Below are 4,005 nucleotides of genomic sequence, written 5' to 3' on the forward strand. Positions count from 1 at the left end.
CCTCGGGACCGGACAGGTACTCCTCGATCACCACCCGTCCGCACTCCGCGGCGTGCCGCTCGGCGGCGGCCCGGTCGTCGGTGACCACGACGCCCTTGCCGGCGGCCAGCCCGTCGTCCTTCACCACGTACGGCGCGCCGAACTCGTCCAGCGCCCGCGCCACCGCAGCCGCGTCCTCGCAGGTGTACGCGCGGGCGGTCGGCACACCGGCCGCCGTCATCACGTCCTTCGCGAACGTCTTCGAGCCCTCCAGCCGGGCCGCCTCGGCGCTCGGGCCGAACACCGCGATGCCCTTGGCGCGTACCGCGTCGGCGACGCCCGCCACCAGCGGCGCCTCCGGGCCGATGACCACCAGGTCCGCCGCGACCTCGACGGCGAGGGCCGCCACGGCCGCCGGGTCGGTGGGTGTCACCTCCCGAAGCGAGGCGACCTCGCCGATCCCCGGATTCCCCGGCGCTGCGACGAGCGCCTCGACAGCCGGATCCCCGGCGAGTCCGAGCGCGAGAGCGTGCTCCCGCCCACCACCACCCACAAGAAGTACGCGCACGACCCCGCATCCTACTGACCACCCCACCCCACCCCGTTGATCAAGGAGTTCGCGTCCCAGATTTGGGGTTTTCCGGCCGCAAACTCCTTGATCAACGGGGTGGGTGACGGCTCTGGCGCAGGGCTCGTCTGACCGTCTGGGGGATGTAGTCGGGGCGGAGGGTGTCGGACCAGGTGAAGCGGAGGATCCGCCAGCCGGCGTTGACCAGGCGGTTCTGCCGGAAGCGGTCGGCGTAGACGGCCTCCGGGGTCAGGTGCGGGGCCCGGCCGTCCGCCTCGGCGATCAGGCGCGCGCCCCGCCATGCCAGATCCCCGATGCCGAGCAGGTAACCGTCCTCGTCCCGGACCGGCAGTTGGAGGGTGTCCGGCGGCACGCCGCCGTCGACGCAGCGGAGCCGGGTGCGGGTCTCCAGGGGTGACTGTGCCCGGCCGTCCGCCTCGGCCAGGTACCCCCGGGCGGCGACCGCCCCGCGGCGTCCGGCGAAATGCGCGAGCACCAGGGACAGGTCGTCCTCGGCCAGGATCCCCTGGTTGAGCGCGGAGTCGAGAACGCACACCGCCGGGTAGCGCCGAGCCCGCAGCAACACGTCGGCAACGGTCCGCGCCGGTGTGGTGACCGGCACGCCCTCGACCTGGCACACGTCCGCGTCGGCGAGCGTCAACTGGTGCACCGTCAGTCCCGGCTCCGCCCGGCGTTGCACGTGCGGCCGGTCCGGCGGCACCGAGACGTGGATCGCCGCCGCCGGCGGAAGGCCGGCGATGCCGTGCAGTTCGGCGGCGGTGTCGAGTACGGCGACCGCGCCCGGCCCCAGGCTCGCGATCGCGGCGCGGATGCGGACACGTCGCAGCGCCACCGCCGTCGGCCCTGCGGACGGGAGGTAGCAGCCGCGCGAGACGCGCGTCCATCGTCCGGCCCGGACGAGGTACCGGATCTGCTCCCGGCCGAGGCCCAGGCGCAACGCCTGCCCCGCCGTCACGAACCCGCCCTGCCCGGCAGCCAGCCGCGTCAGCTCGTCGAATTCACCCACACGCGCAGGCTCCCCCGCGCCACTCCACAGCCGAAACCCCTGTGGACAACCCTGTGGATAAACAGACCTACTCTCCCGGTGGCCACTCCGCGACCGCCCCGTTGATCAAGGAGTTTGTGTACGGATCCGACGCCGGACTGGACACAAACTCCTTGATCAACGACAAAGGGCGAGTTTAGGGGAGGAGGGGGTGGCGGAGGACGTTTTCCTCTCGGCCCGGGCCCACACCCACCACGCTCACGCGGGTGCCGGTCAGCTCCTCGATGCGGGCGATGTAGCGCCTCGCGTTCTCCGGGAGCTCGTCCTCGGTGCGCGCCTTGGTGATGTCCTCCCACCAGCCGTCGTGCTCTTCGTAGATCGGCGTGGCGTGGTGGAAGTCGGTCTGCGTCATCGGCATGTCGTCGAAGCGCTCGCCGTTGATCTCGTACCCGACGCAGATCGGCACCTTCGCCAGACCGGTCAGCACGTCCAGCTTCGTGACCACGAGGTCGGTGACGCCGTTGAGGCGGCACGCGTACCGGGCCACCACCGCGTCGAACCAGCCGCAGCGGCGCTCCCGGCCGGTGGTGGTGCCGTACTCGTGGCCGACCTTGCGCAGGTGCTGCCCGTTGTCGTCGAACAGCTCGGTCGGGAACGGGCCGGAGCCCACCCGCGTCGTGTACGCCTTGCTCACCGCGATGACCTTGGTGATCGCGGTCGGCGGGATGCCCGCGCCCACGCACGCCCCGCCGGCCGTCGGGTTCGACGAGGTGACGAACGGGTAGGTGCCGTGGTCCATGTCGAGCATGGTGGCCTGGGCGCCCTCCAGCAGCACGGTCTCGCCGCGGTCGAGCGCGTCCCAGAGCATCACCCGGGTCTCGGCGATGTACGGGCGCAGCCGCTCGGCGTACTGGAGGTACTCCTCGACCGTCTCCTCGACGTCGATCGCCTTGCGGTTGTAGACCTTGAACAGCAGCTGGTTCTTCTCGCGGAGCGCCAGCTCCAGCTTCTTGCGCAGGATGCCCGGGTCGAGCAGGTCCTGCAGGCGGATGCCCATCCGGGCGACCTTGTCGCCGTACGCGGGGCCGATGCCCCGGCCGGTGGTGCCGATGCGGGCGCTGCCGAGGTAGCGCTCGACCACCCGGTCCAGCGCCCGGTGGTGCGGCATGATCAGGTGCGCGTCGCCGGAGATGCGCAGGCGGGACACGTCCACGCCGCGCTCGGCGAGCCCGTCGATCTCCTGCAGCAGCACCTTCGGGTCGACCACCACGCCGTTGCCGATCACGATCATCGCGCTCGGTGACAGCGCACCGGACGGCATCAGGTGCAGCGCGTACTTCTGGCCGTCCGGCGTGATCACCGTGTGGCCTGCGTTGTTGCCGCCGGAGTAGCGCACGACGTAGTCGACCCGCTCACCCAGCAGGTCGGTAACCTTGCCCTTGCCCTCGTCGCCCCACTGGGCGCCGAGCAGCACGATCGCTGGCATCTCTTCCGCCTCCAGAAGGCTCGGGTGCCAGGTGGCGACCGGTCTGCGAGCCCGGGGTGTCAGGCTAACAAGTAGTGACGGCGGGACCAGCAGGGGTTGGTCGAGAAGCAGGAGGCTCCTTCGTGTACGACGTGGTGCTGCTCACCCTCGGCTCGGAGCGGGACGCTCCCGGTGGTGGCTGCGGCAGCGGCGGCGCCTGCTGCGGCGGCGCGGACGACACCGCCGCCGAGAGCGGCGAGGAGCGCTGCGAGACGCCGCGCGTACCGGTGCTGGCCTGCGCGGACGAGCTGACCGCCCGGGGTGCCCGGGTGACCACGGTGACCGCCCGGTCGGACGCCGAGATCGACGAGGTGCTGGCCCGGCTCGACGGCCCACCGCGCCCCGACGGCCTCACCTGGCCGGACCCCGACGGCAAGACCCGGCTGATCGTCGCCACGGCCAGTGACGGTCAGTTGCGCGCCGTCCTGCGCCGGCTGGTGCGCCGGTACGCTCCGCCGCCGAGCCGCCGCCCCGCGGACCTGGCCGACAACCGGACGGTGCCCGACCTGCCCCCGGTCGGCGTACTCCCGCTCGATCCGGCCCGGTCCGGGACGGCGCGTGACCTGGCCGCGCAGCTCGGGCTGCCCCGGGATCCGGCCGGGGTGGCCGCGGCGGTGCTGGACGGCACGACCCGGCGGCTGGACCTGCTGCGCAACGACGGCGGCTCGGTGACGCTCGACGGCGCGCTGCTCGGCGCCGCCGACGACGCCGGCCGGCCGCTGCACTGGCGGGCCCGGGTCGAGGTCGACGGCACGGTGCTCAGTGACGGCGCCGAGCCGATCACCGCGTGCGCGATCGGCAACGCGGGCGGGTACGCGCGCCTCGGCGAGGTGGACCTGCTGGGCGGGCCGGACCCGGCCGACGGACGGGTGACGGTCGGCGTCGCCGTACCAGTGGTGACCCGGTCGGCGTTGGGCCGGAAGAAGG

The 4,005-nt window shown here is 72.8% G+C and carries 3 protein-coding genes and 1 pseudogene; 1 reads left to right on the forward strand and 3 read right to left on the reverse strand.

Translation table 11 applies throughout. From position 1 onward, the window contains the following. The 3 genes and pseudogenes from KBX39_RS25270 to KBX39_RS25280 form a co-directional block, all read right to left on the reverse strand. A pseudogene (locus KBX39_RS25270) lies at nucleotides 1-547 on the reverse strand (ATP-grasp domain-containing protein); the annotation flags it as partial. Nucleotides 548-638: 91 nt separating this feature from the next. After that, the gene (locus KBX39_RS25275; RefSeq protein WP_210872850.1) at nucleotides 639-1,574 is read right to left on the reverse strand and encodes a type IV toxin-antitoxin system AbiEi family antitoxin domain-containing protein; all 936 of its coding nucleotides are present in this window, start codon (nucleotides 1,572-1,574) and stop codon (nucleotides 639-641) included. Between the two features lie 175 nt (nucleotides 1,575-1,749). Further along, the gene (locus KBX39_RS25280) at nucleotides 1,750-3,039 is read right to left on the reverse strand and encodes an adenylosuccinate synthase (protein WP_043327554.1); all 1,290 of its coding nucleotides are present in this window, start codon (nucleotides 3,037-3,039) and stop codon (nucleotides 1,750-1,752) included. Nucleotides 3,040-3,161: 122 nt separating this feature from the next. Between KBX39_RS25280 and KBX39_RS25285 the strand changes: the two genes are divergently transcribed. Beyond that, nucleotides 3,162-4,005, forward strand: an 844-nt coding sequence (locus tag KBX39_RS25285) for a diacylglycerol kinase family protein (RefSeq protein ID WP_210872852.1), incomplete at its 3' end; no start/stop codon positions are given.

Origin of the sequence: Micromonospora sp. D75 (assembly GCF_018070405.1) — a bacterium.
GTDB lineage: Bacteria > Actinomycetota > Actinomycetes > Mycobacteriales > Micromonosporaceae > Micromonospora > Micromonospora chalcea.

Excerpts from the sequence above, each read along its gene's own strand:
- KBX39_RS25280 (WP_043327554.1), bottom strand. The coding sequence starts at position 3,039 with ATGCCAGCGATCGTGCTGCTCGGCGCCCAGTGGGGCGACGAGGGCAAG.